We start from the raw sequence: 26,394 nt of genomic DNA, 5'->3' as shown, positions 1-26,394 counted from the left end.
CGGGCTCAGCGCCAGCGCTGTCGCAGCCGGGGCCACGGCACATGACAAAGGGAAGGACCTCCCATGTCCGCAAAGGCAGTTGGAACCGTCGACGCCACCATCGAGACCGTCACCGCCCGCCGGATCATCGACAGCCGCGGCAACCCCACGGTCGAGGTCGACGTGGTCCTCACCGACGGGTCCCTGGGGCGCGCGGCTGTCCCCTCCGGCGCCTCCACCGGCGCCCGTGAGGCCGTGGAACTGCGCGACGGAGACGCCGCACGCTGGCACGGAAAGGGCGTCGACCGCGCGGTGGCCCACGTCAACGAGGAGATCGCGGCGTGTGTGCGCGGCCGGGACGCGGCGGACCAGGCGGGTCTCGACGCCGCCCTGGTCGACCTCGACGGCACCGCCACGAAGTCCCGGCTCGGCGCCAACGCGATCCTCGGCGTCTCCCTCGCCACCGCCAAGGCCGCCGCGGCGGCCCATCGCCAGCCTCTCTACCGCTACCTCGGCGGCGCCGACGCCCACCTGCTGCCGCTGCCGATGATGAACATCGTCAACGGCGGCGCCCACGCCGACAATCCGCTGGACTTCCAGGAGTTCATGATCGCCCCAGTCGGCGCGGACACCTTCGCCGAAGCCGTACGCATGGGCAGCGAGGTCTTCCACACCCTGCGCCACGACCTGCTGGCCGCCGGGCACTCCACGGGCGTCGGCGACGAAGGTGGCTTCGCGCCCGCGCTGCGTACCGCCGAGGAGGCGCTGGACTTCGTGATGGCCGCCGTCGAACGCACCGGCTACCGCCCCGGCACGGACATCGGCCTGGTCATGGACCCGGCGGCGTCGGAGTTCTTCCGCGACGGCATGTACGACTACACGGGCGAGGGGGTGCGCCGCACCCCGTCCGAGCACGCCGACTACCTGGCCAAGCTCATCGACGCGTACCCGGTCGTCTCCATCGAGGACCCGATGGCGGAGAACGACCTGGACGGCTGGCGCGAGCTGACCGCCCGCGTCGGCGACCGCTGCCAGCTCACCGGCGACGACGTGTTCTGCACCAACGAGACACTGCTGCGCGAGGGCATCCGCACCGGCGTCGGCAACTCGGTCCTGGTCAAGGTCAATCAGATCGGAACGCTGACCGAGGCGCTGACCGCGGTGGCCACGGCCCACCAGGCGGGCTGGACGGCCGTCATGTCGCACCGTTCGGGCGAGACGGAGGACACCACCATCGCGGACCTGGCGGTGGCGACCCACTGCGGTCAGATCAAGACCGGCTCACTCTCCCGCTCCGACCGCACGGCGAAGTACAACCAACTCATCAGGATCGAGGAGGAGTTGGGCAACTCGGCGCGCTTCGCGGGCCGCTCCGCACTGCGTCGGCCGTGACCAGCAGACAGAACCAGAAGCAGAAGCAGAGGTAGAGGCCAGTACGGGCCCCCAGGTCGACCTGGGGGCCCGTACTCGCCGAGCAGGTCGGTGGCGCCCCTTTGCGGCAGCCGTGCTAGGGGATCACCGTTCCGGGACCGTTGTCGCCGCTCAGGTTCTCGCCGAACAGCGCCTTCGGCGCCGGTGCCCCGATGTCCCCAGGGTTCTCCGCGACCGACTGCGAGGCCGTCAGGCCGGAGGCGCTGCCGCGCAGCAGCCACACCGCGCCGCCGTTCACGACGGTGCCCAGGTTCTCGCCCGGCGCGCCCGCGATCAGGTCCGCCTTGCCGTCACCCGTCGCGTCGAGCAGTCGTACCGACCCGCCGAACACGTCGCCGGACTCCGCGGCACCGGGCACGCCCGCCGTGTCCTGGTGGAACGCTTGCGCGCCCTTACCGGTGAGCCCGTCCTTGCCGCCCTTGAGCAGTACCACGGCGCCGGCCTTCACCTTCGAGCCGATCGCCTCGCCGGGGACGCCGACGGCCAGGTCCGGGTATCCGTCGCCGTTCGCGTCGCCCGCGTTGAGCCGTCCGCCGAACTGGTCGCCCTTCTCGTGCGCCCCGGGCACGCCCGCCGTGTTCTGGGTGACCGTCTGCGTACGGGTCTGGCTGGGGCCGGACGCCGAACCGTAGTAGATCTTGACGGTGCCCGGGTCCTCCTCCGTGCCCTCGGTGTCGCCGCCGGGGAAGATCCGGGTGGCGAGGTCGGCGTAGCCGTCCTGGTCGAAGTCGGCGACGGCGGTGCTGGAGGCCGAGTTCAGCCGCTGCGGGACGGTGGACAGGCCGGACTTGGTGCCGAGCCACAGCTTGCCGCCCTCGGCATGGTTCTCGTAGACGTAGAAGGTCGCGAGATCCTCGATGCCGTCGCCGTTGAAGTCACCCGTGGCGGTGGAGTTGATGGAGTTGTCGGTGCTGTACACCTGCACCTGCTGCTCGCGGGCGGGGGCGCCGTCACGCTTGAAGGGGCCGTAGAGCACGTCGTGGTAGTCGTAGTCCTCGCCGTTGCGCATGAACAGATCCGTGTGCCCGTCACCGTCGAAGTCGCCCGCGGTGAGGTCGTCGCCGACCTGGGCGTTCGCCGGTGCGGCGATGCGGACGGCGTCCTGGCCGGTCATGCCGGTCTTGCGGCCCCACAGGACGATCACTGATCCGTTGGCGTTCTCCTCCGGTCGGTAGTCCCTGGTGACCACGGCCAGGTCGGTCAGGCCGTCGCCGTCCAGGTCGCGGGAGACCATCGCGTAGCCGAAGACGCTGTTGTCCCGGGAGTCGCCGGGGACGCCGGGGGTGTCCTGGGTGATGACCGTGGTGCGCTGGGGGTCGATGCCGTGCGCCGAGCCGTAGCTGATCGTGATGTATCCGGCCGCGGTGTGGCCGCCGATCTTCGCGCCGGGGGCGGCGACGGCGACGTCCTGGTAGCCGTCTCCGTCGAAGTCTTCGCGGACGGTGGTGGCGCCGTCCTTCGCGGATGCGGTGCTCGCGACGATCGGCACGCCGAGCGACCCGATCAGGGCTGCGGCAACGGCGGTCGATATGGCGGGTTTGCGGATGCCCACGGTTCCTCCTCAAAGCGCGAGCGGTGTCGAGACGCGTGCGCATGGATGTGATTCATCTGCGAGACATGCGGAAACGGCCGATGGTTGTGCGCTGAACGGCATTTGAACGGGAGCGGGCCATCTTCGGGCCTGACAGATGGGCGCTGCACGGGCCGAGCCCGGCTCCGGGCACCTGAGAGGGCGGCCCAAAGCGCGGGCCTGGACGGCGTCGTCGCGGACACTACGCCGGTCCTCCTGGAGTGTTCCGGCGCACCGCCGTCGCCTGCCATGCGCCCGGGCGCAGGCCCGTGGCGTTTCGGAAGAACACCGAGAAGTTGGACGCGTCGGGGAAGCCGAGCGTGCCGGCGCAGTGGGCCGCGGTGAGGCGGTCGTGTGCGAGGAGCCGCTTGGCCTCCAGGACGAGCCGATCGACGATGTACGCCTTCGCGGTGCGGCCGGTGACCTGCTGTACCGCTCGGGAGAGGGTGCGGGGCGCGTATCCCAGTGCCCGGGCGTAGTAGCCGGCGTCGTGGTGTTCCCGGAAGTGCGCTTCGACGCTGGACCGGAACAGCCGGAACACCGGATTCGTCGACCGCGCTTCGCTGTGCGGTGGGCGGAACCGGGCGATGAGCGCGGAGAGCAGGATCTCGGGCAGCTCCATCGAGATGTCCGCGGTGGGGGCGGACGCTTCGACTCCGACGAATCCGTCGCCGGCGCGCGGGACACCATCCTCACCTCGACCGAGCTGCCCGAAGCGATCAAGGCGCGGATCGCGACCGATTCGCGGTCCGGCGCCGACGCCGCCCGCACGGCGTGGCCGCTGCGCGGCATCGCGGAGGACGTCTCCGAGCACACCCGCATGATCAGCGTCCCCGCCCTCGTCGACGCGATCACGGCCTTCGCGCCGACGGCCTCACTCTCCGCCTGACAACTGACCTACCGTTTCAGGCGTCGTCCAGCTCCGCGGCGACGCGCAAGGCGGCCTGCCTGAGCCAGATGTGGGTGGAGTCGTGCGTGTGGAGGGGGTGCCACCACAAGGCTTCCTGGAGCGGCACGGCCTCGTAGGGCGGCGGCAGGAGACGTACGGCCGAGAGGTCCTGCATCAGCTCGGCCAGGCGCTTTTGGACCAGGGCGATCCGATGCGTGCCGGCCACCATGAAGGGCAGCATGGCGAAGCTGTCGACCGAGACCTCCACGCGGGGTTCGATGCCGAGCATGCTCAACTGCCGTACGGCGGGCGCGTCGTAGGTGCGCTGGTACGTGACCCAGGGCAGCTCGGCCAGCTGGGTCCGGGTGAGGTGGTCACCCACTTCGGTGTTGGATTCCGCCACCAGGAAGACCCATTCGTCGCGGAAGAGGTCGGTGCGGGGCACATCGCCGACCACGCCGTGAGGCATCAACAGGCCGTCGGTCGTGCTGAGCAGGACACCGAGATCCTCCACGACGGTCGTCGGTGTCTGGGTGAAACGGAGCCTGACGTGAGGGGCCTCGGCATGTACGAGACGCCCGAGGGCTGCACCGAAGACGGCCACCGCGTAGTCGGAGGCCATCAGCGTGAAGGTGCGGCTCTCGGTCGCGGGGTCGAAGTCGGCCTGGCTGCTGAACAGGCGCTCCAGGAGGTCGCAGGCTGTGGAGGTGCGTTCCAGGAGGATCTGCCCCAGGGCGGTCAACTCGTAGTGGCCGCCGGTGCGGGCCAGCAGGTCGTCGTCGAAGTGGCGGCGCAGGCGGGACAGCGCGGCGCTCATCGCGGGCTGGGACAGGCCCACGCGCTGGCCGGCGCGGGTGACGTTGCGTTCTTCGAGCAGGGCGCGCAGGGCGACGACGAGGTTGAGATCGAGGCTGGAGAGGTTCACGGGGCCTTCTTCGGCGATTCTTTGGGCACGGCACCAGTGGTATTCGTCTGCTGGATGAAGACTATCCACAGAATCGATTTCCCTGATCAGGGGTGTGGGGGCCAGATTGGTCACACCGCAATCAGGAGGACTTGTTCGTGAAACCTGAAGCCGCCCCCGCGCACTTCTCCGGCACCGACCTCTCCGGCCCCCACCTCTTCTCCGGCCCTTACGCCCTGGGAACCGTCTCGGCCCCCGGCCAGGACGCGTTTCCCGCGCTGGTCCGCCGTGCCGGATCCGTGGTGGATCTGCGCCGGGCCCTCGGCGACGCAGGGCTGACGATGCTCGGCGTCATGGAGGACTGGGACCGACTGTCGGTCGTCTTCGCCGAGTTGGCCGACCGCCCCTCCGATGGTGACCCGCTCGTGAGCGAGTTCCGGGTGCACGCGCCGATCGCACCCCGGCAGGTGCTGCAGTCCGGCGCCAACTACCGGCGGCACGTCATCGATCTGCATGTGGCGCACCGGGACGGCTCGGACGGACTGAGCGAGGAGGAGGCGCGCGCCGAAGCCGCGCGGATCATGGACCGGCGTGCCGCCGAGGACCTGCCGTACGTCTTCATGGGGCTGCCGAGTGCGATCACCGGCCCCTTCGACGATGTCGTGCTGCCCGCCTGGGCCGAGAAGCCCGACTGGGAGCTTGAGTTGGCCGCTGTCATCGGTCGGCCCGCCTACCGGGTCCCGGTCGAGCGGGCGCTGGAGCACGTGGCCGGCTACACGATCGCCAACGACCTCACCGACCGGGCCACCGTCTTCCGCCGCGACATGCCGCAGATCGGCACCGACTGGCTGCGCAGCAAGAACGCCCCCGGATTCACCCCGCTGGGTCCCTGGATCGTGCCCGCGCGGTCGATCCCGACCCCGGACGACCTCCGGGTCACGCTGAAGCTGAACGGCGAGGCCATGCAGGACGAGTCGACCCAGGACATGATCTTCTCGGTCGCACGGCTGGTCAGCTACATATCCGAGACCGTGCGGTTGATGCCCGGCGACCTGGTGCTGACCGGCAGCCCGGCCGGCAACGGCATGCACTGGGGCCGGCTGCTGCGCGACGGCGACGTGATGGACGCGTCCATCACCGGGCTCGGTGCCCAGCGCACCCGATGTGTGGCCGAGGTGCCCGCATGAACCTCGACCGTCACGACCCGGAAGGCGCCGTCGCCGAAGCCGCCAAGGCCTGCTCGAACTGGGGGCGTTGGGGCAAGGACGACCGCCTGGGCACACTGAACTTCCTCGATGAGGCCAAGCGCGTCCAGGGTGCGGCCCTCGTCCGCCGTGGTGTGAGCTTCTCGCTGGCCCAGCCCTTCGACATGAACGGCCCCCAGCGGGGCTGGCGTCGGCGCACCAACCCGGTGCACACCATGCTCGACACCGGCGCCGACGCCGCGCTGGGCACACAGGGTCTGCCGCACGGGATCGGCGGCGCGGACGACGTGGTGTCCATGCCGCTGCAGTGCTCCACCCAGTGGGACGGCCTGGGGCACATCTTCGACCACGGCAAGGCGTGGAACGGGCGCGATGCCGCGACCACGGTCACCTCCGACGGTGACCTCGTCACCGGCATCGAGCACATGGCCGCGCACATCGTGGGCCGTGGCGTGCTGCTGGACGTGGGACGCGCGATCGGCCATGACGACGAGCTCCAGGACGGGTTCGCCATCACCACCGCTCATCTTGAGGAGACCGCGCTCGCTCAGGGTGTGAGCGTGGAGCGCGGCGACATCGTGCTGGTGCGCACCGGCCAGCTCGCCCGGGTGCGGCGCGACGGCTGGGGCGAGTACGCCGGGGGCCCCGCCCCTGGTTTGTCGTTCACGACAGCCGACTGGCTGCACCGCAGTGAGATCGCCGCGATCGCGACGGACACCTGGGGCTTCGAGGTCCGCCCCAACGAGTTCGAGTCCGCCTTCCAGCCCCTGCACCAGGTCGTCATTCCCCACCTGGGCCTGCTCGTGGGCGAGATGTGGGACCTGGAGGCCCTGGGCGAGGACTGCGCAGCGGACGGCATCTACGAGTTCTTCCTGGCGGCGCCGCCGCTGCCCATCACCGGGGCGGTCGGTTCGCCGATCAACCCGCTCGCCGTCAAGTGAGTACTGGGACACAAGTAAGCACCGCGACAAAGGAGTTCTCCATGCCCCCCTCGCGCAAAGTCCTCGTGATCGGAGGCGGCCCGGCCGGCAACGCCCTGACGATCCTGCTGCGCCGGGCCGGCGTCGCGGTCGATCTCGTCGAGGCGAAGCAGGACTGGAACGCCACCGCCGGGTCCGGTATCACCCTGCAGGGCAACGCCCTACGAGTGCTGCGCGACCTGGGTGTGTGGGAGCAGGTCAGCGCCCGCGGCTACGGATTCGGCTCGGTCGGCATCACGGCCCCCGACGGCACGGTGCTGCACGTCCAGGACGACATCCGCACCGGCGGCGACGACCTGCCCGCGACGGTCGGCATGCAGCGCCCGCAGCTGCAGCGGATCCTCATCGACGCGGTCCGTGCAAGCGGCGCCGACGTCCGCCTCGGCACCACCGCGACCATCGTCGGCCAGGACGACGCCGGTGTGACGGTGCGCCTGAGCGACGGCCACGAGGCCCGGTACGACCTCGTCGTCGCCGCCGATGGTCTGGGCTCCGCCACCCGCACGGCGATCGGCATCACCGACACACCCGAGCCCACCGGCATGGCCATCTGGCGTGTGGCCGCGCCGCGCCCCCAGGGCGTGACCCGCACCGACCTCGCCTACGGCGGGCCCGCCTACATCGCCGGTTACTGCCCCACCGGCGAGACCACGCTGTACGCGTACGTCGCGGAGGCCTGCCGGGACCGGGCCACGCTCCCTCCCGAGCGCTACGCCGACGAAATGGTCCGTCTCGCGTCGGCCTACGACGGCCACTGGCCCGAGATCACCAGGACCATCACCGACCCCGGGCAGGTCAACTACACCTGGTTCGACCGGCTGCTGGTGGAGGGCTCCTGGCATCGCGGCCGCGTGGTGCTCATCGGTGACGCGGCGCACTGCTGTCCGCCCACCCTCGCCCAGGGCGCGGCGATGTCCCTGGAGGACGCCGCGGTGCTCGCCGAGCTGCTGACAGGCGGCGACGCCTGGGGCGACGCACTGCTGAGCGCCTACTACGAGCGACGCATCGGGCGCGTGCGGGCGGTCGTCGAGGCGTCCGTACAACTGGGCCAGTGGCAGCTCGACCAGGTCCGCGACGCCGACGTACCCGGCCTGATGGCCCGCACGATGGCCCGGCTCCAGGAGCGCCCGTGACACCGACCGTCGATGTGCACGCCCATGTACTGCTGCCCGAGGTGGAGCACCTGATCGCCGGACAGCCGGGCCTCGATGAGGCCAAGGCACTGGACGCGCGGCGCAATGGGCCGGTCGCGCTCGAGGTCAGCGGGGAGATGATCAGGGAGCGGTTCGCCCGGCTGACCGACGTCAAGGTCCGGCTGCGGGCCATGGACGAGCAGCAGGTCGACGTCCAGCTGGTCAGCCCCTCCCCTTCGCACTACCACTACTGGGCCGACGAGGAGTTGGCGTCGAAGCTGTTCCGTCTCGCGCACGAGGCCATCGCCGCGCACTGTGCGGCTGCCCCGTCACGGCTGCGCGGTCTGGGCCTCGTACCGCTGCAGCATCCGCGACTGGCCGTCTCCGCGCTGGACCACGCGCTTGAGGCAGGGCTGCTGGGCGTGGAGATCTCCAGCCATGCTCCCGGGCGCGAGTTGTCCGACCCCGCCCTCGAGCCCCTGTGGGCGCGGGCTGAGCAGACCGGGGCACTGCTGTTCCTGCACCCCTTCGGCTGCACGCTGGATGAGCGCCTGGACCAGTGGTACCTGTCCAACTCGGTTGGCCAGCCCACCGAGAACGCCGTCGCCCTGTCCCATCTGATCTTCTCCGGTGTCCTCGACCGCCACCCCGGTCTACGGATCATCTCCGCGCACGGCGGCGGCTACCTGCCCACGCACATCGGCCGCGCGGACCACGCCTGGCGGGCACGCCCGGACGCGGGCGCAGGCTGCGCCCAACTGCCCAGCAGCTACCTCGGGCGCCTGTACTTCGACTCCCTCGTCCATGACCCACATGTGCTGCGCGAGCTCGTGCGCGTGGCGGGAGCGGACCGAGTCCTGCTCGGCTCCGACTTCCCCTTCGACATGGGCTCCCCGGACCCCGTCGGGGCCCTGCGCGCCGCCCGCCTGGACGACGCCGGCTTCGAAGCCGTCCGCGGCGCCACCGCTGCCGCGCTGCTCGACCTTCCCTGAAGAAGCCGGCCTTTCCTGAAGGAGGACCCTCATGACCTCTCGCCTGCTCACCCACCTGCGGCACGTCGACCTCGCCGTGCCCGACTACGACAAGCAGCTCGACTTCTACGCCGGCGTCTGGGGCCTGACCAAGGTCGCCGAGGACTCGGGCATCTCGTTCCTGGCCGCCGAGGGATCGCCCGAACAGTACGTGGTGCGGCTGCGCAAGGCCGACGAGAAGCGCCTCGACCTGGTCTCCTACGGCGCCGCCTCCCGGACGGACGTCGACACACTGGCCGAGCAACTCTTGTCCGGAGGCGTTGAGTTGATTTCGCAGCCGGGCACGGTGGACACCCCCGGCGGCGGCTACGGTTTCCGGTTCTTCGACGTCGACGGCCGCACCATCGAGGTCTCCACCGACGTGGCCGCGCGCCGGCACCGCAAGGTGGAGGAGAAGGAGGCCATCCCGGTCAAGCTCTCCCACGTCGTGCTCAACTCCCCCGACCTGAACCGCACTCGGGCGTGGTACGAGCAACACCTCGGCTTCCGTCTGTCCGACACCTTGAGCTCACCGCACATGGGCGAGGTCATGCACTTCATGCGGATCTCCAGCCAGCACCACTCCATGGCGCTGGCGCAGGGCCCGCACACGGCGCTGCACCACGTCTCCTTCGAGATGCGCGGCCTGGACGAGTACATGCGCGGATCGGGCCGCGTGATGCGCGCCGGATTCCGCAAGATCTGGGGCCCTGGCCGGCACATGGCCGGGGACAACACCTTCACGTACTTCCTCGACCCGCACGGCAACACCGTCGAGTACACCACCGAGCTGGAAAACCTGGACGAGGACACCTGGCACCCGCACATCTACGACTTCTCGCAGCCCGAGGTCACCGACCAGTGGGGCACGGCCAACCCCATGAACGAACTCGTCGCCAAGGAGTCGTTCAACGATGTCGACCGCGGCGTGTTCGTCGCCCCGCCGGTCTGACCGACCCGACTGCCGGGCCCATCTGAAGGGGAGCAGCCCCCATGCGCTTCGTCACCTACCAACACCATCAGTCCGTACAGGTTGCCGCCCTCGATGCGGGCGGCGCCTTGTTCCCGCTTCCCGGGGTGCGGTCCTTGACCGACGTCATCGCGGCCGGCGGCGGCCTTCCCGCCCTGCTCGACCTGGGCGGGCGGGCGCTGGACGCGCCCCCCGGCCCGAACGTGGCCGACGTCCGGCTGCTGCCACCGCTCCAGCCCGCTTCGCTGCGCGACTTCGTGACCTTCGAGGAACACGTCGAGGGCGTACGCCGATCCGTCAACGGCGTCAGCGGCGTTCCCGAGCAGTGGTACGCGGCGCCGACGTTCTACTTCACCAACCCCCATGCGGTGTTCGGCCCGCACGACCCCGTTCCCGTGCCGCCGGGCTCGGCCGTCCTGGACTTCGAACTCGAGGTCGCTGCCGTCATCGGCCGTGAGGGCCGTGACCTCACTCCCGAGCAGGCCCGCGACCACATCGTCGGCTACACCATCCTCAACGACTGGTCCGCCCGGGACCTGCAGTCCGCCGAGATGAACGTCGGCCTGGGGCCCTGCAAGGGCAAGGACACCGCCAACAGCATCGGCCCGTGCCTGGTCACCGCCGACGAGCTGGAGCCCCACCGCGACCGTGAGGGGTTCCTGCGCCTGGCCCTGACCGCGGAGGTCAACGGCGAGGTCGTCGGCCGCGATCTGCTGTCCAACATGAGCTGGACGTTCGAGGAGATGGCCGCCTACGCCTCACGCGGCACCCGCGTCGTGCCCGGCGATCTGCTCGGGTCGGGGACCTGCGGCAACGGCGGGTGCCTCGCGGAGCTGTGGGGCGTGCGCGGCGAGCGGACTCCCCCGCCGCTCAAGCCCGGCGACACCGTCACGCTCACCGTGGAGGGCATCGGCACGCTGACCGTCTCCGTGGTGCCCGGCGTCGCCCCCGTACCGCTTCCTGCGGGCCGACGCCGCCTTCGGGAGCGGCCGTGAGCGGGGCGTGACCCCGCCGGACCTGCGGGCCCTCACCCGTCGAAGACCCGCAGCCGGTGCGCGATCGCGGCGGCCTCTCCTCGGCCTGAGGCGCCCAGCTTGGCCAGGATGTTGGAGACGTGCACGCTCGCCGTCTTCGGGGAGATGAACAGCTCCTCCGCGATTCTCCGGTTGCTCCGCCCGGCGGCGACCAGCCGCAGCACCTCTCGCTCCCGGGTGGTCAGCCCCAGCGCCGCAGCCGGGGGCGGGGCCGGTTCCGCGTCGGTCTGCCGGAGTCGGATGCGAGCGCGGCCCGCCAGCTCGGTGATCTCCGATGCGAGCGGCGCCGCGCCCAGTTCGCGCGCTGCCGCATCGGCCTGCCGCAGCAGCTCACCGGCCGCTCCGCGGGCCTCGGCACCGCCCCGGGTGATCAGGGTCTCCGCAAGCCGCAGTCGAGCGGTGGCCGGCAGTACCGGGGCCTCAACTTGCTCGGTGGCGGCGACGGCCTCCGTCCAGCGAGCGGTGGCGTCCTCGCCTTCGGCGGTGAGCAGTTCGGCCTGGATCATCAGGGACTGAGCGGACCACAGCGGTACGAACTCCGGCATGCCCTTCATGGCATCGCGGATGCGCTCCACCGCCGCCTCGCGCCCCACTTCGGCCACCGCGAGCCCGCGGGCCCGTGCCTCCGCCGCCGCGGCCTCGTACAGCAGCGGCCAGCCGTAGCGATGGTGGCCGGATGCGACACCCTCGCCGACCGCCGACTCCAGCAGGGAGCGGACGTCGAGGATCCGGCCGTCGGCGGCCGCCAGCGCGATGGCGATCCGGGCCATGGGCAGGGTGTTCTGCGGCTCCGGGTAGCTGCCGGTGGCCCACATGTCGGGCCCCTCCAGCCATCGCCGGGCCACGTCGTACGCGCCCCGCGCCAGGGCCAGCTCGACCGCCTGCCCGGCGAGCTGACCCTGGGTACGGGCACTCACCCCGCGGCGGCCACCGGCGCGTTCGAGCACGTCGTCGGCGTCGGCCCAGCGGCCGAGCTCGGTGAGGGACTCGGCGAGGTTGCCGTCGATGAACGAGGCGATGTCCGGCAGCCCGTGCCGGTCCGCGAGACCGCTGCCCTCCTCGGCGACCTCGACGGCCTCGGCATAGCGGCCGATGCCGTGCAGCGCCGTGGACAGGTTGCCGTAGCCACGCAGCAGGATCTGGGCATTGCCCGGCTCCAGTTTCCGGGCGCACACCTCGCGGGCCTGCTCGAGCCCGGTCTCGACGTCGCCCGCGTGGATGGTGAGCCAAGCCAGGGTGTGCCGCGCGGCCAGGCCGGTGACCTCGGCACCCGTCATCCGGCAGAGCTCCACGGCCTGCTGAGCGGTCTCGATCGCCAGCGGCCCCGGCTGGTGATTGATGTACCAGTGCGCCAAATGCGTCAGCACATGGGCGTGTACGACGGACGGCGGCAGACCCTTCACCAGCTTCTGGGCGCGGGAGATCTCGTCCCAGCCGTCGGAGCGACAGAGGTCGCGCATCAGTTGGCAGCGCTCGATCCAGAACCAGGCGGCGCGGAGGGCGTCTCCCCCGCCCAAGGCCGCGTCCCCCGCCCGAGCTGAGCCGACAGCTCGGGGAAATAGAGAGGCACTTATTGGGGGGTCACCCTCAAGCTGGCGCAGCGCCCGCTTGCTGATGGCGAGTGCCCGTTCCCGCTCTCCCGCCAGGCGCGCGGCAAGGGTGATCGCGGCGAGCAGGTCCACGAAGTCCCCGGGAGCGTTCGGGGAGATGACCGGCCACAGGCCATCGTCGACGCCTTGCCGCATCGCCTGGTGGCGCAGCTCCTCGGGGGTGTCGTCCCACAGCTCCAGTGCCCGCTCCAGGAGTTGGTGCTGTTCGGCGAACGCGTGCCGGCCGCGTGCGACAGCTGCCGCGGCGATCATCGCGGGCAGCGCCCTGGCCGGGTCGCGGGCGTCGAACCAGTAGCCGGCGAGGCGCCCGGCGCGCTCTCCGGACCGTACGAGTGCGGGGTCGTTCTCCAGTGCCTCGGCGTAGCGGCGGCTGAGCCGGGAGCGCTCGCCGGGCAGCAGGTCTCCTGCCACGGCCTCGCGCATCAGGGCGTGCCGGAAGCGGAAGGACTCGCCCTCGTCGGAGGGCTGCAGGACGGCGGCGCCGACAGCGGTACGCAGGGTCTCGATCAGCTCGTCATCGGCGAGGCCCGTCACGGTGGCCAGGAGCCGGAATTCCACCTCGGAGCCGCCCTGGGCGGCGATCCGCACCACGCGCTGCACGTCGTGCGGCAGTGCCTCGGCCCGGACCAGCAACAGGTCTCGCAGGGAGTCGCTGATGCCGCCCGGGGAGCCGCCCTGAATGCTGCTCGCCAGCTCCTCGACGAAGAACGCGTTGCCCTCGGAGCGGTCGAAGACCCGGCCGAGCACCTGCTCGGTCGGGGCCTCGCCGTGGATGGCGGCGAGCTGGAGACGGACCTCGGAGCGGTCAAAGGCGGGCAGTTCAATGCGGGTGACGGTGCGCAGCCGCTCGTACTCGGCGAGGGCGGGGCGCAGCGGGTGGCGGCGGTGCAGGTCGTCGGAGCGGTATGTGGTGACGATGAGCAGGCGGCTGTCGGTGAGGGCGCGCAGCAGATAGCTGAGCAGTTCCCGGGTGGAGCGGTCCGCCCAGTGCAGGTCCTCCAGGACCAGGACGAGGGTGCGGTGCGCGGCCAGACGCTCCAGGAGGCGGACGGTGAGTTCGAAGAGCCGGGCGCGGCTGTCGGTTTCGGGTTGGCCGCGGTCCATCTCGCCGAGTTCGGGCAGCAGTCGGGCGAGTTCGCCCTCCTGGCCGGCGACGGCGGCGTCGAGCTCCGCGCCGAGCCGGCGGCGCAGCGAGCGCAGGGCGGTGGAGACAGGGTGGTACGGCAGGGCGTCGGCGCCGGTTGCGACGCACCCGCCGAGGGCGACGACGGCCCCGTTCGCTGTGGCCCGGCCGAGGAACTCCTGAATCAGCCGAGTCTTGCCCACCCCTGCCTCACCGCCCACGAAGAGGGCTCCGGGCTCCCCGGCATCGGCCCGGGACAAGGCCTCGCCAAGGGCAGTCAGTTCGACGCCGCGGCCTACGAAAACGGGGCTGATATGACTGCTGGGCACAGCGCCAAGCATCGCACGTCGTGCGAGGTCAGGGGCAAGGGCTTCGGCCTCGGCGAATGCCGCCGCGGCCGGGTCCTAGCCGGTCGCCCGGTCCTTGATGCCGGCCAGCACGGTGTCGAGCATCCGGTCGAACTCCGTCAGGGATCCGAAGTCGGTCATGAGGGGGGTGAGGGCGGCCATGGCCGGGTACGCTCCGGCGTCGAACGCGGGCACGGCGCTGGGTTCTTCGGTGGTGCGTGCCAGCAGGTGGCCGTTGAGGAAGCTGAACAGGACCATGGGCGCGTCCGCGACCGTCCGGTCGGGCAGACCGGCCTCGCGCATCGCGGTGACCAGTTCCTCCAGGGCGGAGATGGCCACCGGCGAGGTCTGGGCGCGCGTCACCAGCAACGGGAACACCCGGGGGTGCCGGTAGGCCATATCGCGGTAGCCGTGTGCCGTCCGGCGGGCGATTTCCTCCCAGTGGTGGGATGCGTCATCGTCCACGGCGGCCACCACTTCGGCGAGCACCGCCTCGGACATCGCGTCCAGCAGCGCCGCCTTGCCCTTGATGTGGTGGTAGATCGACATCGGGTCGACCCCGAGTTCTTGCGCGAGTCGCCGCACCCCGAAGCGCTCCAGGCCGTCGCGGTCGACCAGTGCGACGGCGGCGACGGCGATGCGCCCGCGGTCGAGTCCCGCCGAGGTGCCCTGAGTTCGTCTGGCCACGGCCGCTCCCTTCCTTGCCAAACCTACGCCGTAGAAATTACCGTACGGGACGTAATCCTACGGCGTAGGTTTCTCACCGGCGGTCCACACATCCGACCAAGGAGGAGATATGCGTGAGGTCCACTGCCATGACGCGGCCACCAGAGGGGCAATCGGCGCGATGTACGCGGGCCTTGGGCTCACGGTCGCCGCGACGGCCCTCCCCTACGCGGACCGTGCCACCGGCCACCTGCTGGCCGATCACATCCGGGCCGGCTATTCCGCGTACACCCAGGCACGAATCGAATCGGCCGTCACCACCTATCTCATCCTGTTGTCCGTCATCGGGGCGCTCGGCGTCATCGCGTGGCTCTGGGCGGCCTGGGCCGTCAAGGCGGGCAAATGGTGGGCGCGCCCTGCCGTGACCGTGCTGTTCGTGCTCGGTGCGAGCGTCGGGCTGACCGGGCTGCTCACCACGGACACCTCCGGCGAGACCGGTCTGCCGCCGGCCCTTGGGTGGGCCGGGATGGCTCCCTGGCTGGCAGCCCTCCTGGCGGTCGCGCTCCTGTGGGGGCGATCGCGGGCCCGGACCAGCATGATTCACGGCCACCACACCCCAAGGAGGAAGTAGCAGTGAAGCGCATCGGCATCATCGGAGTGGGCGAGATCGGCCGGGCCATTGTGACGGGCCTGTGCGACGGGGGCGGCACGTCGCGCGAGGTTTTCCTCTCGCCCCGAGGGGCCCGCACGGCTGGGGAGTTGTCCGCGCTTTATGAGGGCGTACACGTCTGTGCCGACAACCAGGAGGTGGTGGACCGCTCGGAGGTGGTGATCATCGCCGTACGCCGTCAGGACCATCACGAAGCCCTGGCCGGCCTGAAGGTGGGCCACGACAAGATCGTGGTCAACGTGATGGCCGGCGTCGCCACCGACAAGCTGCGCCGGACCCTGGCCACCGACGCCCCGCTGATACGGGCCATCCCCCTGCCCTCCATACGCGAACGCCGCTCCGTCACGGTGACGTACCCGGCGCACCCGGTCGTGGACCCTCTCTTCGAGAGCCTGGGCGGGGTACTGCCGGTCGCGGACGAGGCGGCCTTCAATGTCTTCTCGGCGCTGACGGGGACGTTGACCACGCATTACTCGTACCTCGCCACGCTCACGTCGTGGGCTGCCGGTCAGGGCATCGCCTCCGGCGACGCCGACCGCTACGTTCGCGGCCTCTTCCAGGCCGTCGGCCGCGCCCTGAGCGACGAATCCCGCTCCCTGCACCAACTCGCCGCCGACCACGAGACTCCGAACGGAAACAACGAACGCATCCGCACCACGTGGTTCGGCCCGGCCAACTCCGAAGCCCTCCACAAGGCCCTCGACGGCCTCCTCGCCGATCTGAGGTAGCGACCCCGACCATTCCGGGTGGCTCAGCCCGGTGTGACGGGCAGCAGTTCGCGCAGTCCGGTCCGTAGGAGGGCCTCGTGGACGGAGGCGCTGGCCTCGGTGACGGCGAGGCTGCCACCGGCGTGGTTGGCGGCATGCCGGATCCCCAGGAGGGTGTAGAGGCTGCCGGTGTCGCACCGGGTGATGCCGGTGAGGTCGAGCAGGAGGTGCCGTTGACCGTCTGCGATCGCACGGACCGCGGCATCGGTGAGCTTGTCGACGTTGACGACCTCCAGTTCACCGACGAGTGCGAGCATGAGGAACGCGGTGCCCTCGGGGGTGGTCTGACGGACGGTCAACAGGCTCATGCCCGCATTGTGCTCCGCTCGCGCCCACGCCGTACGTGCGCGGTGCGTCCGCCATGCGTGCGCCGTGGCGGTCGTACGGCTGACCCTGCCCGCACTCTGCGGCTGGTTCGGCTGGTTCATGCGTACGCCGCCACGGCGTTCACAGGCGGCCCAGGAGCGCCGCCCTGTCGATCTTGCCCGTGCTGGTGAGGGGCATCTCGTCGAGTGCGATGAGGCGTGCGGGGATCATGTACGACGGCAGGATCCTGCGCAGAGCACGTACGAACGCGGCCTTCGAGAGCGGCTCTGCCGTCGGCACGTAGAAGGCGGCCAGCGTCCGCCCGCCCCGTCCCGTGGGCGCCACCACCGACGCGGCCCGGACGCCCGGGCACTGCAGGAGAGCGCTCTGCACCTCGCCCAGCTCGATCCGGTAGCCGCGCACCTTGACCTGGTCGTCGAGGCGGCCGAGGAACTCCACGTCGCCGCTGGGCAGCCAGCGGGCGCGGTCACCGGTGCGGTACATGCGCTCGCCGGGGTGCGTGGCTCCCGGGTCGGGCAGGAACTTGGCGGCAGTGAGGGGGGCTGCCGCGGCGTAGCCCATGGCCACGCAGGTGCCGGCGACGTACAGATCGCCCTCCTCGCCGAGAGGGCAGGGCCGCAGGTCGGCGTCGAGCACGTAGCAGCGGATGTTCTGCATCGGTTTCCCGTAGGGGATGCTCGGCCACGCGGGGTCGACGTCGCCCACCCGGTAGTGGTTCGACCAGACGGTACTTTCCGTGGCGCCGCCCAGCGCCACCACCTCGGCGTTCGGGAACGCGGCCCGGATCTGGTCCGGGAGCGGCACCGGGATCCAGTCGCCGCTGAGGAGGACCATGCGGAGCGCGTCGCGCCCGGCGGGCTCGCGGGCCTGGACGAAGGGCATGACCATGGCCAGGGAGGCGGGCGCGGAGTCCCAGATGGTGATGGCCTGCTGTTCGAGCAGGTCCACCAAGGTGTCGGGCTCGGCGAGTTCCGCCGCGGACGCCAGCCGTATGGTCGCACCGGCGGCCAGCACGCCGAAGATGTCGTAGACCGAGAGGTCGAAGCAGAAGGACGTGACGAACAGGATCTGGTCGGAGGGCCCGACCTCGTAGGTGCGGTTCATCCAGTCGATGAGGTTCACCGCCGACCGGTGGGTGACGACGACGCCCTTGGGCGCGCCGGTCGAGCCGGACGTGAAGATGGTGTAGCAGACGTCGTCGGCCGTCGGACCAGTGGCGAGGGGGGCGGTCGGCTGGAGTCCGACGTGGTGACCGGTCCACAGCGGCTCACGGCCGTGGGTCACACGGTCGCGGGACGGCTCGACGTGGATGACGGCGTCGTAGCGCTCGGCCAGTTCGCCCGTGAACTCCTCGGCCCGGCGGCGGTGGATGCTCGTGCGGGCCACCCCGGGCAGGACATCGGGGAGGCGCTCGATGAAGCGTGGCGGCACCCGGAGGCCGGAATAGGTGCTGAGGCCGGGGTCGATGAGGTCGGCGAGGACGATGACCGCGTCGTCGGCGAGCAGCCCGAGGAGCGAGTCGAGCACGCCGGTCAGGTGGTCGAGGTCCGGCAGGAACTGCGCCGTACTGGCCAGCACGACGACGTCGAACGGGCCGTGTACCCGCTCGGCGGCCTCGTGGGCGAAGCACACCACGCCCTCGACCTCGCCCCCGACGCGGTCCCCGGTCTCCTTGCTGCGGGCCACGGACACCGGTGAGGGGTCGACGGCGACGTAGCGGGATGCCCACGGTGCCAGCGCCTCGACGAGGAGGCCGGAACCGCACCCGATCTCCAGGACCGAGGGCCGTTCGGCGGACGTCGCGTCCCGTACGAACCGTGCAACGTGGTCCTGGTAGCCCTGCACGTCATCCGCGGTGTAGGGCCGTTCCGAGCGCCGGGTGTTGAATCCTGCCGCTTCGAGCGGATCCGGGGAGCCGGACACGTGGTCGAAGAGGTCCGCGACCCGCTCCCGCCGGAAAGTGGCCGACCAGGAGAACTCCTCGGCGATGTCGGGGCACAGCACATGGCGCAGCGAAGGCACCTCCCACCGGAACTCCTGTACGGAGGGCAGGGACGCGCGGTCGGTCAGCACGGCCGCCACGTCGAGCTGGTCGAGCAGCCCGGCCACCCGGGGAGCGGGCCACGCCCGGTCGAGCGGGACGTAGGAGGCACCGGCCTTGAGCACCGCGAGCATGCCGACGAGGGCCCAGGCGTCGCGCTCGCCGTAGATGCCCACGGCGGAGCCCCGGCCCAGTCCCAGCTCGCGCAGCAGCCGTGCCAGCCGATTGGACTGGCGGTCCAGTTCGCCGTGCGTGAGGACCTGCTTGTCCGAGGTCACGATCGCCGGGTGGTCCGGGTACCGCCGGGCGGCCTCGGCGATGAGGCCGGGGACCGTGGCGTCTTCGCGAAACGGCCGCGCGGTCTCGTTCCACTCGCTCCCGGGGGCGCCCGACAGGGGCGCCGGCGGGGCGCTCACGGGGCCGGTGCGCGAAGGGCCCCGTGGGCCGCCAGCGCGCCGGTCAGTTCGTTCACCGTCGGGTGGTCGAAGAAGAGCCGGAGGGCCAGACGCGCGCCGAGCAGCGATCCGAGGGCGGCCATGATCTCGGCGACCAGCAGGGAGTTCCCTCCGGCCTCGAAGAAGTCCTCGTCGTCGCCGAAGTCGTCGTCCTCCAGTGCGTCGGCCCACTGAACCCGCACCTGGGCACGGAGCAGTTCAAGGTCCGGGCCCTCATGGCCGGCGTGTTCCGGGCTCGCCAACCCGACCGATCCGAAGTTGTTCACCGCTCTCCCCTGCGCTCTCTCTCGGTGCTCTGCTTCTTCAACTGACTCTCGCCGTTTCCCTGTTGTCGTCACGAGGCTGCCGTCACGAGGTTGCCGTCACGCGCGTGGTCCGCGCTGCTCACCCGGCCGAGGGGTCCCGGCCTGATGTCAGTCTTGCCGGGGAGATCGGCCACTGTCCGAGGATCTTTCAGAGGTCAGTCAGGGTTGGCGCCCTTGGGCCGCGGTGGCCGGTCATCCTCACGTACATGGCAACGAAAACGAAGAGTCGCTGGTTCGTCGGTGTCCCTCACGAGGGCCTCAAGGAGTGCGCGCTGTACGCCTTTCCGCATGCGGGCGCCGGCGTGACCACGGTGCGTCAGTTGTGCGTCGAGCTTTCCGACACGTTCGACGCCTTCGCGGTACGCCTCCCGGGCCGGGAGTCCCGGCTCGGGGATCCCGTGGAGACCGTCATGCCCGAGCTCGCCGACAAGCTCGCCGCCGAACTGCTCCACCACGCGGAGGGACGGCCGGTGGTGCTGTACGGGCACTGCGCCGGCTCGACGATCGCCTTCGAGGTGGCACGGCGCCTGGGCCCCGCAAGGGTGCGGGCGCTGGTCGTCTCCTCGCACCCGGCCCCTGGGAGCGTCCGACGCGAGCCCACGTGGGAGTTGCCGCGGGCTGACTTCCTCCAGCAGGTCGTGAAGGACGGGTACCTCCCCTCGCAGCTGCTCGCCAACGAGGAACTGCTCGACATCGTCGAGCCCGCCCTGCGCGCCGACTACGAACTCCTCGAGACCTACGAGCTCGAGCTGTACGAGGGCGGCGGCACCGAGCCGGTGCCGGTGCCGACGGTGGCCGTGCACGGCCACGACGACCACACCGTCGACCCCACCCAGGTCGGCGCGTGGTCGGCACTCACCACCGGGCCGTTCCGTTTCGTCTCGCTGCCGGGCGACCATGACCTGCCGAGCAGTCGTCCCGCGGACCTCGCGGCGGCCATCCGCGAGGCGTTGACGGCCGTCGCCTGAGCACGGGCCGGGCACGGGCACGGGCACTGACAGTGGCACCGGCACCGGCACCGGCACAGACGTCGGGTCTGGCAGACATCTGTCAGGCCCTCGGATGACTCAAGAATCCCTTCCTAGGGTGGCCGACGAGTGACGGCGGTCTGTGCCGACCCACCCGGCAGTGGGGCGGGCCCGAGGCCACCGGCCGACAACCCCGCGCAGGACGACCGAAAGGCAACAGGAGCATGGCGCCCCTCACGTACGCGCACCAGCGCAAGTGGTCCATCGACGGGTTCGAGCAGGTCGAGGCCGCGCTCCGCAGGCATGACGGCGTGGCGCGGGCGGCCGTGGTCTCCCACGAGAACCGGGCCGGTGAGCGGCACCTGGTGGCGTACGTGGTACCCGACGTGCCGGACGCGGCCGTGACCAAGCACGTCGAGAAGTGGCGCGCGGTCTACGACTCGATGTACGGCGACACCGCACCGGAGACCACCGGGATCGGCGACGACTTCACCGGATGGAACAGCTCCTACACGCGCGAGCCCATCCCCCTGTCGGAGATGCGCCAGTGGCGCGCGTCCGCGGTGGAGCGAGTGCGCGGTCTGGGGGCACGCCGGGTGCTGGAGATCGGGGTCGGCTCCGGCCTCCTGCTCGGTCCGCTGGCCCTGGAGGCCGAGGTCTACTGGGGCACCGACTTCTCGGAGCCGGTCATCGAACGGCTCGGCGCCCAGGTCAGCATGGATCCGCGGCTGAGGGACAAGGTGACCCTGCGATGCCAGCCCGCCGACGTCGCCGACGGACTGCCGACGGAGTACTTCGACACCGTCCTCCTCAACTCGGTCGTGCAGTACTTCCCCGACGCCGCCTATCTCTCTGCCGTCCTGGACGTCGCGCTCCAACGGCTCGCACCAGGCGGCCGGATCATCATCGGCGACGTCCGGAACCACGGCACCCTGCGGGAGTTCCTCACGGCCGTCCACCACGCCCAGCGTCCAGGTGACGAGCCGTCCGCCGTCCGGGCGGCGGTCGCACGCGCCATCCTCGGAGAGACGGAACTCGGCCTCGATCCGGGCTACTTCACCGAGTGGGCCGACGCGCGCCGCGACATCGTGGCCGTGGACGTCCGGCTGAAGCCCGGATCGGACGGGAACGAACTCACCCGTCACCGCTACGAAGTCGTCCTGCACAAGCGGTCGAGCAGGCCGACGCACCTCGCGGACGTCCCGATCGTCCTCTGGGGCTCGGACGTGCACCAGGTGTCCGGCCTGGAGGCCGAGCTGGCCCGGCACGGCGGCCGCCTGCGGCTGACCCGGATTCCGAACGCCAGGCTGGTGAGCGAGGCGGCCGAGTGCGGGGTTCCGGCCACGGCGCAGGAGACACCGCTCGACCCGCACGCGCTGGAGGCCTGGGGCGAGCAGCACGGCTGGGCGGTCCTGTGCACCTGGTCGGCCGAGGCACCCGGCTGGTTCGAGGCGGTGATCGTGCCAGCGGACGGCACGCGCTGCTACGGGGGCGTGTACCGCCCCATGGACACCCGGGCCAGGCCGCTCGCCAACGCGCCCGCGGTGTCCCGCAAGGCGTCCAGACTGCCGGCGGTGCTGCGGCGGGACCTGGCGGCCGAACTGCCCGACGACTTGCTGCCGGACGACATCCTGGTCGTCGCACGCATCCCGCTGACCACCCGTGGCGAGGTGGACCACGCCGCCCTCCCCGAACCGGAGCGAGCCGACGGCCAGTAGGACTCGCCACACATACGGAAGCCAGACACGCGATCGGCCCGCAATAGGCCCGTAATCGGCCCGCAGCCCCGGCTTCCGTCGCGAGCCGGACGTGCAAGCAACGTGAAAGCAACGAGACAACGAAGCACTGGAGGCGAGATGGCAGTGAACCCGTTCGACGACGAGAACGGTGAATTCCACGTCGTGGTCAACGACGAGGAGCAGCACGCGCTGTGGCCCACGTTCACCGGCGTCCCCGGCGGCTGGCGGGTCGTGGCCGGTCCGATGGGGCGGGCGGAGAGCATCGCGTACGTCGAGGAGCATTGGACCGACATCCGGCCCCGGAGCCTGCGCGAGGCAACACCGGCCTCCTGAGACAGCGTCCCCCCTGTGCCGACCGAGCCGACCGACTCGACCGGGGCTCGTCCGCGCCGAGAGGCCCATGGCCTTTCGTGGGTCGCACCGGGACACACCGGGATGCACGTGGGATGTACAGGGAGGACGTGCTGTGGGTGGTCGAAATTCCGACGTCGTCTTCGTCCGATGGCCGGCGCAGGCGGATCTGAGGATCCGCTGCCGCCAGGAGGGCATGCCGCGACTACTCGTCGTGGAGGCAGGTGCGCAGCCGCCGATCAGCAACGACCCGGTCGAGGACTGGATACGCCCCCCGGTCTCCCGGGATGACCTGGCGGCCCGGGTCGCGGTGCTGCAGAACCGCTTCGACAGCAATGGGGTACCCGCGATCGACTCGACCGGGACCCTGAGCTTCGGTCAGCACTCCGTCACCGTCTCCCCCACGCAGACCGAACTGCTGCGGCTGCTCGTCGACCGCTTCGGCGACGTCGTGCACCGCACCGAGTTCGAGCGGTGCTTCGCCCTGCAGACGCTGGTGTTGAACAGGAACTCGCTCGATCTGCACATCATGCGGCTCCGCCGCCGGCTCCAGCCCATCGGCCTGTCCATCCGGACCGTGTGGGGGCGGGGCTACATGCTGGAGAACGCGGTCCCCGCCGAGCCCGTCGCCATGACGAGCGCCTCCGGCATCTGACCGGCACGAACCCGAAGGTCTGCCGCCCTATGCCGGCGCCCCCGCGCGATCACGTGCGCCTCGCACGATCACATACGCGCCGACGCCGTGCGGCACTCGACTGAGCCCAGGCCCCAACCGACCACTCGACACCGGAGATTACAGTGGACTCCTCGACGACCAGCACTCTTTACGAGGTAGGAGACCTGCCCCCGCTCGGGACCGTCCCCACCTCCATGTACGCGTCGGTCATCCGCCCGGAACGGTACGGGAATCCGGAAACAGCCTTCCGGACGGAGGTCGTTGACACACCTGAGGTTCCGCCCGGCTTCGTCCTCGTCGCGGTCATGGCCGCCGGGATCAACTACAACAACGTCTGGGCCGCCAAGGGACACCCCGTCGATGTGGTGGGCGCACGTCAGCGACAGGGCAGCCAGGAAGACTTCCACGTCGGCGGATCGGACGCCTCCGGAGTCGTCTGGAAGGTGGGAGCCGGCGTACGGCATGTCAAGGTGGGCGACGAGGTCATCGTGTCGGCCGGCGTATGGGACGACGACGATCCTGACGTTCGGCTCGGCGTCGATCCCATGCTCGCGGCATCACTGAAAGCGTGGGGCTACGAGTCGAATTGGGGTTCCTTCGCCCAGTTCGCCCTGGCCGCCGATTTCCAGTGTCTGCCCAGGCCCGCCAGGTTGAGCTGGGCGGAATCCGCTGCGTTTCTGCTGACCGGTGCGACGGCGTACCGACAGCTCAACGGCTGGGCACCCAACACGGTTCAGCCCGGGGACGGTGTCCTCATCTGGGGCGGCTCCGGCGGCCTCGGCTCCATGGCCATATCCCTGACCCGGCAATTGGGGGGCAGGCCCATCGCCGTCGTGTCCTCACCGGAGAAGGCCAAGTACTGCCTCGACCTGGGTGCCACGGGCGTCATCGACAGGACCAAGTACAGCCACTGGGGACGCGTGCCTCAGCCAGGCACCGAAGAGCACAAGCAGTGGACTGCCGAACTCCGCGCCTTCGGGCGGGAGATCTGGGACATCCTCGGCGAGAAGGCATCACCCAAGATAGTTTTCGAGCATCCCGGCAGCGACACCATCCCCACGTCGGTCTACGTGTGCGGCACGGGCGGAATGATCGTGATCTGCGGAGCCACATCCGGCTTCAACGTCGACGTCGACCTCAGATATCTGTGGATGAGGCAGAAGCGGCTTCAGGGATCTCACTTCGCCAATCCGCGCGAGTGCCACGCCGTGACCCGCCTCGTCGACATGGGCCTCCTGGATCCGCACCTGGGGCACACCTACGCCTTCGAGGAGATCGGCCGGGCTCATCAGGACCTGCTCGAGGGTGTGCAGGCGCCGGGCAACTCGGCCGTACTGGTCGGCGCGAGAAACAACCCCGGCCTCCTGGGCCGCTGAGCCGCTGAACCGCCCGGGGGCTCACGGACGGCCTCACCGAACGGAAGCGCCTGGGGTCAGTGACGTCGATCAGAGCGTAGTGCGGGTCTGGGGTTCACACGGGATCTCGTGTTTCACGACCAGACGAGTCGACCTTCGGCGACCTCGCAGACCGGGTGGTTTCGATCGGCGATCTTCGTCAGCATCTCCGCCACGGAGTCGAAATAGTGAGCCAGTGATGCGTACTCACCCGTGATCGTGATCTCACCCACGAACCACCTGCCGATACGCCCGTCCCGCACGTCGATGAACTTTCCCGTCCAGCCGTCCTGGTCCGACAGGAAGGGGATCCACTCATTGCGCCAGAACGGATGGTCCGGCTGGTCCGGAGGGTCGAATCCACCGGGCATGGAGCGGTTCGCATAGAGCTTCTCCATCGCCCGGATACCCAGAAAGAAACTTCCCTCATCTGGGAAGCCGGCGAATCCGCAACATGCCACATCGTCGTCCACATCTTCCTCAGGAAGATCCAGATTGTTCTGCAGCAGCCACGCCCGCAGATCCTGAGGGAGGGGTATACCCATCCGTTCCTCGGCGGCCGCGAGCATCCGTTCCGTGGCGGGCCCAGGCAGATCCGCGTGATCGGCCGGGGCGTGCTGCCGAAGAAGATTCATCACGCGGGACCAGCTCTCCACCACACCCATTTTTCCCTCTGCCCTCTCCCACGGATTCTCATACGACTGCACCACTGCGGGGGTTGCCGTTCGGAGCGTCGATGCCTGACGCCGTAATCCCGAAGTACGTGCGCAGAAAGCCACATTGCGGATCACCGACCGAGACCCTCGCAGGGATGGTACTCCGAGCAGGCATCCTGCTCCGCCTCCTCCCACCCCCGCACCGGCCCTCACCGCATCACGTCACCTCCAAGGCCGTCCTCACCCTGGAGAGGCAAGACTGAAACGCTCAGCGCGACAAGCCCTAAGAGAACGCTCAAGACGTGGTTGTGCGGCAATCGAGAGAAAGCCGCACACGAGAAGAGCAAAGAGATCGAGAGCCGGGTTGCCTGACATCATCGAGTCACGCCGATCCGCGAGACTTTTCCCGAAGCCATAAGGGAATTCACGCTCGCGGATCGGCATGGCCGAATGTCCTCCGCGAACTCCAGACGCTTCCACACCTTGCACTTCTTGGAAGGAACTCTCGATGCCTGAACAGAATCGGTTGGAAATCGCCCTGCCCGCGATCCGGCAACTCCAACGGCGGGCAACCGATCTGGAGGCACAGCTGACCGAACCGGTCGCGATCGTGTCGATGGCGTGTCGGCTGCCGGGTGGGGTGGGGACGCCGGAGGAGTTCTGGGAGTTGTTGTCCTCGGGCGGGGATGCGATCGAGGGCTTCCCGTCGCGGTGGGACGGCTGGGACGTGTACGACCCGGACCCGCAGGCCGTGGGCAAGACCTATGCGCGTACCGGCGGATTCCTTCAGGACGTCGAGGAGTTCGACGCGGACTTCTTCGGGATCCCCCCGCGCGAGGCACAGGCAATGGACCCCCAGCAACGCCTGGTCCTGGAAGCCTCCTGGGAAGCCCTCGAACGCGCCGGGATCCGTTCCGAAACCCTTGAGGGCAGCAACACCGGCGTCTACCTGGGCACGATGAGCGCCGACTACGGCAGCCTGGGGCACGGTCTCGGCGATCAGGACGGATACGTCAACATCGGCAGGGCAAGCAGTGTGTTGTCGGGTCGGGTGTCGTATTCGCTGGGGCTGCAGGGCCCGGCGGTGACGGTGGACACCGCGTGTTCGTCCTCGCTGGTGGCCCTGCACCTGGCCGTGACCGCGCTGCGCCAGCGCGAGTGTGACGTCGCGCTGGCCGGTGGCGTGACGGTGAT

Annotated in this window: 23 protein-coding genes and 2 pseudogenes; 16 read left to right on the top strand and 9 right to left on the bottom strand. The window is 70.1% G+C overall.

The features are described from left to right. Positions 1–63: 63 nt before the first annotated feature. Complete coding sequence (eno, locus tag AB0E78_RS35745; protein ID WP_361841895.1) at positions 64–1,371, top strand: phosphopyruvate hydratase; 1,308 nt, start codon at positions 64–66, stop codon at positions 1,369–1,371. Positions 1,372–1,486: 115 nt separating this feature from the next. Here eno and AB0E78_RS35740 read toward each other — a convergent pair whose 3' ends face one another. Together AB0E78_RS35740 and AB0E78_RS35735 are read right to left on the bottom strand one after the other, a co-directional pair. Next, positions 1,487–2,962, bottom strand: coding sequence for an FG-GAP-like repeat-containing protein (locus tag AB0E78_RS35740; protein ID WP_361841893.1), 1,476 nt, complete (start codon positions 2,960–2,962; stop codon positions 1,487–1,489). 220 nt (positions 2,963–3,182) lie between these two features. Beyond that, positions 3,183–3,641: pseudogene (locus AB0E78_RS35735) on the bottom strand (AraC family transcriptional regulator); the annotation flags it as partial. Between AB0E78_RS35735 and AB0E78_RS35730 the strand changes: the two are divergent. After that, a pseudogene (locus tag AB0E78_RS35730) lies at positions 3,630–3,818 on the top strand (alpha/beta hydrolase); the annotation flags it as partial. The pseudogenes AB0E78_RS35735 and AB0E78_RS35730 overlap by 12 nt on opposite strands. A gap of 67 nt (positions 3,819–3,885) precedes the next feature. Here AB0E78_RS35730 and AB0E78_RS35725 read toward each other — a convergent pair. Further along, entirely contained in the window at positions 3,886–4,794 is a 909-nt protein-coding gene (locus tag AB0E78_RS35725; RefSeq protein ID WP_361841890.1) for a LysR family transcriptional regulator, read from the bottom strand. A 137-nt stretch (positions 4,795–4,931) separates the two neighbouring features. Between AB0E78_RS35725 and AB0E78_RS35720 the strand changes: the two genes are divergently transcribed. The 6 genes from AB0E78_RS35720 to AB0E78_RS35695 are packed head-to-tail and all read left to right on the top strand — an operon-like array spanning position 4,932 to position 11,066. After that, positions 4,932–5,960, top strand: a complete 1,029-nt coding sequence (locus AB0E78_RS35720; RefSeq protein WP_361841887.1) for a fumarylacetoacetate hydrolase family protein — start codon at positions 4,932–4,934, stop codon at positions 5,958–5,960. Beyond that, the gene (locus tag AB0E78_RS35715) at positions 5,957–6,919 is read left to right on the top strand and encodes a cyclase family protein (RefSeq protein WP_361841884.1); all 963 of its coding nucleotides are present in this window, start codon (positions 5,957–5,959) and stop codon (positions 6,917–6,919) included. Before AB0E78_RS35720 ends, AB0E78_RS35715 begins: the two co-directional genes overlap by 4 nt. A 41-nt stretch (positions 6,920–6,960) precedes the next feature. Beyond that, on the top strand, positions 6,961–8,091 hold the full coding sequence (locus AB0E78_RS35710; protein ID WP_361841881.1) for an FAD-dependent oxidoreductase: 1,131 nt from the start codon (positions 6,961–6,963) through the stop codon (positions 8,089–8,091). Next, positions 8,088–9,083 (top strand): amidohydrolase family protein, encoded by a 996-nt coding sequence (locus tag AB0E78_RS35705; RefSeq protein WP_361841878.1) that lies wholly within the window; start codon positions 8,088–8,090, stop codon positions 9,081–9,083. Before AB0E78_RS35710 ends, AB0E78_RS35705 begins: the two co-directional genes overlap by 4 nt. Before the next feature lie 31 nt (positions 9,084–9,114). Next, positions 9,115–10,053 carry a VOC family protein gene (locus AB0E78_RS35700; RefSeq protein ID WP_361841875.1) on the top strand — a complete coding sequence of 313 codons (939 nt, stop codon included), beginning with the start codon at positions 9,115–9,117 and terminating at the stop codon, positions 10,051–10,053. Positions 10,054–10,094: 41 nt separating this feature from the next. Next, the gene (locus AB0E78_RS35695) at positions 10,095–11,066 is read left to right on the top strand and encodes a fumarylacetoacetate hydrolase family protein (protein ID WP_361841872.1); all 972 of its coding nucleotides are present in this window, start codon (positions 10,095–10,097) and stop codon (positions 11,064–11,066) included. Between the two features lie 32 nt (positions 11,067–11,098). Here the strand turns inward: AB0E78_RS35695 and AB0E78_RS35690 are convergent, their stop codons facing one another. Beyond that, positions 11,099–14,167, bottom strand: a complete 3,069-nt coding sequence (locus AB0E78_RS35690; RefSeq protein WP_361841869.1) for an AAA family ATPase — start codon at positions 14,165–14,167, stop codon at positions 11,099–11,101. Positions 14,168–14,242: 75 nt separating this feature from the next. Next, positions 14,243–14,872, bottom strand: coding sequence for a TetR/AcrR family transcriptional regulator C-terminal domain-containing protein (locus tag AB0E78_RS35685; RefSeq protein WP_361841866.1), 630 nt, complete (start codon positions 14,870–14,872; stop codon positions 14,243–14,245). Positions 14,873–14,981: 109 nt separating this feature from the next. Here AB0E78_RS35685 and AB0E78_RS35680 point away from each other — a divergent pair, with 109 nt between their 5' ends. Both AB0E78_RS35680 and AB0E78_RS35675 read left to right on the top strand, forming a co-directional pair. After that, positions 14,982–15,482, top strand: coding sequence for a hypothetical protein (locus AB0E78_RS35680; RefSeq protein ID WP_361841863.1), 501 nt, complete (start codon positions 14,982–14,984; stop codon positions 15,480–15,482). A gap of 2 nt (positions 15,483–15,484) precedes the next feature. Beyond that, positions 15,485–16,249, top strand: coding sequence for an NAD(P)-binding domain-containing protein (locus AB0E78_RS35675; RefSeq protein WP_361841861.1), 765 nt, complete (start codon positions 15,485–15,487; stop codon positions 16,247–16,249). A gap of 23 nt (positions 16,250–16,272) precedes the next feature. On the opposite strand, the gene AB0E78_RS35670 is transcribed toward AB0E78_RS35675, so the two are convergent. From AB0E78_RS35670 to AB0E78_RS35660, 3 genes are all read right to left on the bottom strand, one after another. Beyond that, a complete protein-coding gene (locus AB0E78_RS35670; protein WP_361841858.1) occupies positions 16,273–16,596 on the bottom strand; it encodes an STAS domain-containing protein in 324 nt (107 codons plus the stop codon). Between the two features lie 139 nt (positions 16,597–16,735). Continuing rightward, positions 16,736–19,072 carry an amino acid adenylation domain-containing protein gene (locus tag AB0E78_RS35665; RefSeq protein WP_361841855.1) on the bottom strand — a complete coding sequence of 779 codons (2,337 nt, stop codon included), beginning with the start codon at positions 19,070–19,072 and terminating at the stop codon, positions 16,736–16,738. Next, positions 19,069–19,377, bottom strand: coding sequence for a phosphopantetheine-binding protein (locus AB0E78_RS35660; protein WP_361841852.1), 309 nt, complete (start codon positions 19,375–19,377; stop codon positions 19,069–19,071). Before AB0E78_RS35660 ends, AB0E78_RS35665 begins: the two co-directional genes overlap by 4 nt. A 245-nt stretch (positions 19,378–19,622) precedes the next feature. Here AB0E78_RS35660 and AB0E78_RS35655 point away from each other — a divergent pair, with 245 nt between their 5' ends. From AB0E78_RS35655 to ccrA, 5 genes are all read left to right on the top strand, one after another. After that, positions 19,623–20,384, top strand: coding sequence for an alpha/beta fold hydrolase (locus AB0E78_RS35655; RefSeq protein ID WP_361841849.1), 762 nt, complete (start codon positions 19,623–19,625; stop codon positions 20,382–20,384). A gap of 224 nt (positions 20,385–20,608) precedes the next feature. Then, positions 20,609–22,102 carry a methyltransferase gene (locus tag AB0E78_RS35650; RefSeq protein ID WP_361841847.1) on the top strand — a complete coding sequence of 498 codons (1,494 nt, stop codon included), beginning with the start codon at positions 20,609–20,611 and terminating at the stop codon, positions 22,100–22,102. 138 nt (positions 22,103–22,240) lie between these two features. Then, complete coding sequence (locus tag AB0E78_RS35645) at positions 22,241–22,456, top strand: MbtH family NRPS accessory protein (RefSeq protein WP_361841844.1); 216 nt, start codon at positions 22,241–22,243, stop codon at positions 22,454–22,456. A gap of 214 nt (positions 22,457–22,670) precedes the next feature. Beyond that, positions 22,671–23,129 (top strand): winged helix-turn-helix domain-containing protein, encoded by a 459-nt coding sequence (locus tag AB0E78_RS35640; RefSeq protein ID WP_361841841.1) that lies wholly within the window; start codon positions 22,671–22,673, stop codon positions 23,127–23,129. Positions 23,130–23,272: 143 nt separating this feature from the next. Further along, entirely contained in the window at positions 23,273–24,526 is a 1,254-nt protein-coding gene (gene ccrA, locus AB0E78_RS35635) for a crotonyl-CoA carboxylase/reductase (RefSeq protein WP_361841838.1), read from the top strand. 113 nt (positions 24,527–24,639) lie between these two features. Here the strand turns inward: ccrA and AB0E78_RS35630 are convergent, their stop codons facing one another. Then, the gene (locus AB0E78_RS35630) at positions 24,640–25,335 is read right to left on the bottom strand and encodes an SMI1/KNR4 family protein (RefSeq protein WP_361841835.1); all 696 of its coding nucleotides are present in this window, start codon (positions 25,333–25,335) and stop codon (positions 24,640–24,642) included. A 373-nt stretch (positions 25,336–25,708) separates the two neighbouring features. Here AB0E78_RS35630 and AB0E78_RS35625 point away from each other — a divergent pair. Then, positions 25,709–26,394: polyketide synthase (locus tag AB0E78_RS35625; protein WP_361841832.1), on the top strand; the 686-nt coding region annotated here is incomplete at its 3' end.

The organism is Streptomyces sp. NPDC032198 (genome assembly GCF_040636975.1).
Taxonomy (GTDB): domain Bacteria; phylum Actinomycetota; class Actinomycetes; order Streptomycetales; family Streptomycetaceae; genus Streptomyces.
Note: the sequence above shows the minus strand (reverse complement) of the source record. Positions and strands in the feature narration are given on the sequence as shown.

Bases quoted from the DNA above. Each gene is read 5' to 3' on its own strand.
- AB0E78_RS35695 (WP_361841872.1), top strand. From the start codon at position 10,095: ATGCGCTTCGTCACCTACCAACACCATCAGTCCGTACAGGTTGCCGCC.
- eno (WP_361841895.1), top strand. From the start codon at position 64: ATGTCCGCAAAGGCAGTTGGAACCGTCGACGCCACCATCGAGACCGTC.
- AB0E78_RS35715 (WP_361841884.1), top strand. From the start codon at position 5,957: ATGAACCTCGACCGTCACGACCCGGAAGGCGCCGTCGCCGAAGCCGCC.
- AB0E78_RS35650 (WP_361841847.1), top strand. From the start codon at position 20,609: ATGGCGCCCCTCACGTACGCGCACCAGCGCAAGTGGTCCATCGACGGG.
- AB0E78_RS35645 (WP_361841844.1), top strand. From the start codon at position 22,241: ATGGCAGTGAACCCGTTCGACGACGAGAACGGTGAATTCCACGTCGTG.
- AB0E78_RS35700 (WP_361841875.1), top strand. From the start codon at position 9,115: ATGACCTCTCGCCTGCTCACCCACCTGCGGCACGTCGACCTCGCCGTG.
- AB0E78_RS35710 (WP_361841881.1), top strand. From the start codon at position 6,961: ATGCCCCCCTCGCGCAAAGTCCTCGTGATCGGAGGCGGCCCGGCCGGC.
- AB0E78_RS35655 (WP_361841849.1), top strand. From the start codon at position 19,623: ATGGCAACGAAAACGAAGAGTCGCTGGTTCGTCGGTGTCCCTCACGAG.
- AB0E78_RS35640 (WP_361841841.1), top strand. From the start codon at position 22,671: ATGCCGCGACTACTCGTCGTGGAGGCAGGTGCGCAGCCGCCGATCAGC.
- AB0E78_RS35670 (WP_361841858.1), bottom strand. From the start codon at position 16,596: ATGAGCCTGTTGACCGTCCGTCAGACCACCCCCGAGGGCACCGCGTTC.
- AB0E78_RS35680 (WP_361841863.1), top strand. From the start codon at position 14,982: ATGCGTGAGGTCCACTGCCATGACGCGGCCACCAGAGGGGCAATCGGC.